The 3,516-nt window shown below is 60.7% G+C and carries 3 protein-coding genes and 1 rRNA gene; 2 read left to right on the forward strand and 2 right to left on the reverse strand.

Features of this window, described 5'->3' with window-relative positions; all coding sequences use genetic code 11:
- Positions 1-332 precede the first annotated feature (332 nt).
- On the forward strand, positions 333-869 hold the full coding sequence (locus tag HGSM_RS13845; protein ID WP_019148744.1) for a GNAT family N-acetyltransferase: 537 nt from the start codon (positions 333-335) through the stop codon (positions 867-869).
- Positions 870-1,239: 370 nt separating this feature from the next.
- Positions 1,240-1,356, forward strand: a 5S ribosomal RNA gene (rrf, locus tag HGSM_RS10630).
- Positions 1,357-1,596: 240 nt separating this feature from the next.
- Here the strand turns inward: rrf and HGSM_RS10635 are convergent.
- Entirely contained in the window at positions 1,597-1,836 is a 240-nt protein-coding gene (locus tag HGSM_RS10635; RefSeq protein ID WP_019148745.1) for a YbdD/YjiX family protein, read from the reverse strand.
- Positions 1,836-3,516: carbon starvation CstA family protein (locus HGSM_RS10640; RefSeq protein ID WP_019148746.1), on the reverse strand; the 1,681-nt coding region annotated here is incomplete at its 5' end. The genes HGSM_RS10635 and HGSM_RS10640, both read right to left, overlap by 1 nt.

Consider the following 3,516-nt stretch of genomic DNA (forward strand, 5'->3'; position numbering starts at 1 on the left):
TCACACACGCGTGAGTATTCGTGAGCCCACTCTGGATGGGGAGAGTGGGCTCAGGAATACTCTCGATCCACAAGAGGAGGTTGGACGGGGCCGGTTCGGGGGAGAGCTGGGGTGTCTGAACTATGGACGATTGCAGCCCTGTGACCTGCGTGGCAATGTGTCCGGAAGGCACCAGTTGCGGTCTTGTGGCTGGTCATCGTGCCGTTCATGCGAGAACTATTGTGTGAGGTGGGAGGTCACATGTTCAGTGAGTCACAAGCGCCCTAATCAACGGACATTTTGGGTTAGGTTAGCACTAGACCGAAGACTGCCTAGAGAAAAGTTTGAGCAGCGTGACTGAACTTCTGAGCGAACCAAAGATGACCGGCTCCGCCCCTAACCTGCGTTTGACGCAGTGGATGGCACCTGCCGCATTCGAGCTCCGTCACGCCTCGGCAAACGAACTGTGCAAGCGCTACAACACGGACTCGATCGGTTCTGACCCGGACGGCGACAAGGCCGTTGCAATGATCGTACTGTCTGTTCTCATTCACGGTCACCGCGAGGACATCGGCTGCGCTGCGCTCATGGACATGACTGGCGTGTACGACGAATTCGACACCCCAGTGGTCGAGGTGAAGCGTGTCTACATCCGCCCGGAGTTCCGAGGCAATGGATACTCCTGGATCCTGATGAAGGAAGTTGAAGACCACGCGCGCCGCTACTCGCAGCGTCCAGATCGCCTTGGTCTGCGCGTGCTGCTCGAGACCGGCACTGAACAGCCCGAGGCCATTGGCCTGTACGAGAAGATGGGCTTCCAGCGAATCGATACTTACGGTCCCTGGAAGAACGATCCGACGTCGATGTGCTACGAGCTGATCCTCGACTAACCATACAGACTTTCATCGGCCCGCCCCTGGATTGCGGGCCGGTGGTGCACTATCAGGCGAGCGTTCCCAAGCGGGGGCGCTCGCCTGTTTTGTAGGGGGAGTGAAACCCGCACTGGCTTTGGTAGTGAATCCGGTATGGAATCCATGCGGGCAAGTTGGCATCGCTGCCGTGCTGGCCGTAGCAAGGCTTGTGCCGAGAGGTACGTGGCGCGGATAGGTAGGGCTAAGGGGCAAGTTAAGCCGAGCACGCGTGGTGACCCCCCCGGACGACTTGTGAGGCACTGTCGCCACAAGTGACCAGTGGCGCAGATCACTTCTAAAGCGCCCGTGCGAAGTTGCGTCACGCGCGTCAGGAGTGTTTAATTGATCTTGCGGTTGTCATAGCAAGAGGGAAACGCCCGGTCCCATTTCGAACCCGGAAGCTAAGCCTCTTTGCGCTGATGGTACTGCACTCGGGAGGGTGTGGGAGAGTAGGACGCAGCCGCACTTAAACTTTTCAAAAGGCCCACCAAAGATGGTGGGCCTTTTGCGTTTCCCGACCCAGAGCTGCGCACGTTCCTCGCTTGCGCACGTTCCTCGCTTGCGCGCGTTCCTCGCCTGCGCAACCACAACGAAACGATCCCGCGGCTGGGAGGCCGCGGGATCGTCGTTAAGCAGTTGGAGCAGCCGGAGCAGAGCAAGCAACGCAACCTGCGCATGCAAGCCAGTCCAACGAAGGCCTGTGAAGCTAGCAGCACCTACCTGCGGGGTTCTTGTCCTGCCAATCGGAGTAGTCGCGCCAGAATTCGCCGGCGGTCATGGGTTCCACCCCGGGGTGTGAGTCGTGGTGGTGGCGCAGGTAGTTGTTGTACTTGTCGCCGTCCACGACCGCCGCGGCATAGGCGCCGAAGGCGCGGAGCCGCCCCCACACGCGGCGCAGAGCGCCGAGCTCGGAGGAGGCGCCGCTGGAAGCTGACAGGCCGCTCATCAGTGGCCCGCGCGTTCTGGTTGAAGGTCAGCGGGGAGTGCCTTCCACTGGGCCTCGAGTTCCTTCTCCGCTGGGGAGGAGATGAGCCCGGAAGGAGCGTAGATCGCCGAAGGAACAAATGGATCCTCGGTGTTGACGCCACCCTTGTTCCGGTAGGCCTTGACAGTGGCAACAGCCGCGGAGGCGATCACGATAAGCGCGAGGACCAGGAAGAGCACGGAGAGCCAACCCTGGACGCTCGTGTTGCGGACGACAGCTTCCATCTGCTCCACGCTCTTGGCATTGCCAAAGGAGGTCTCGCCGTTGGCTAGAGCCTCGCGGAACGCACGGTTCTGCGCGAAGTAGCTTACCGAGGGGAGATCGGAGAAGATCTTCTCGAACGATGCGTACGTGGTGATGATCGTGGTGAACACGAGCGGAACCACGATGATCCACAGATACTTGAAGTTGTTCTGCTTGGCCACGATGGTCATGACCACGGCGAGCGCGATAGCGGCGAGCAGCTGGTTGGAGATTCCGAACAGCGGGAAGAACGTGTTGATTCCGCCGAGTGGGTCGGTCACGCCGAGGACGAGTATGTAACCCCATCCCGCGACCATGAGGGCCGTGCAGATCCACGCGCCGAGGCGCCAGGAGGTGTCCTTAAACTTTGGAATGAAGTTTCCGATGGTGTCCTGGAGCATGAAGCGAGCGACTCGGGTTCCTGCGTCCACGGCGGTGAGGATGAACAGAGCCTCGAACATGATGGCGAAGTGGTACCAGAAGCCCATCATCGCGGTGCCGCCGAACCACTGGTGCATGATGTGCGCGATACCGACAGCGAGCGTCGGGGCACCACCCGTACGGGAGACGACCGAGGTCTCGCCGACGTTTGCCGCGAGCGTGTTGAGCGTGTTGGCGTCAAGTGAGACGCCCGCGAGGCCGAGGCTGTTCACGAACGCCACCGCGGTCTCGACGGTCCCGCCGGTTGCGGCTGCGGACGCGTTCATGGCGAAGTAAACGCCGCGGTCGATCGAGATAGCTGCAACGAGCGCCATGATCGCCACGAAGGATTCCATGAGCATGCCGCCGTATCCGAGGAAGCGGGTCTGCTTTTCCTTTTCCACCAGCTTAGGAGTGGTTCCAGACGAGATCAGGGCGTGGAAACCGGACAGAGCGCCACAGGCGATCGTCACGAACAGGAATGGGAAGAGAGAGCCGGAAACGACCGGACCACCGGCAGGGTTGGTTGCGTACTCCGAGATGGCCGGCACGCTGATCTCTGGGCGCACCACGAGGATTGCGATGGCAAGGAGGCCTATGACGCCGATCTTCATGAAGGTTGAGAGGTAGTCGCGTGGGGCCAGCAGGAGCCAGACGGGAAGAACGGCTGCGATGAAGCCGTAGACGATGATGAACCACGCCAGGGCGGTCTTGTCGAGGTGCAGGAACTCGGCACCCCACGCGGTCTCAGCAACCCAGCGGCCCGAGATGATTGCGAACATGAGGAGTACGAAGCCGATGACGGAGACTTCCATGACCCTGCCCGGCCGCAGATAGCGCAGGTAGACGCCCATGAACAGTGCGATAGGGATGGTCAGGCCCACGGAGTAGACACCCCAGGCGGACTCGCCCAGTGCATTGACGACAACGAGCGCGAGAATCGCCACGATGATGATCATGATGGTCAGGGTTGCGATC

Source organism: Timonella senegalensis JC301 (assembly GCF_000312125.1).
Lineage (GTDB): Bacteria > Actinomycetota > Actinomycetes > Actinomycetales > Cellulomonadaceae > Timonella > Timonella senegalensis.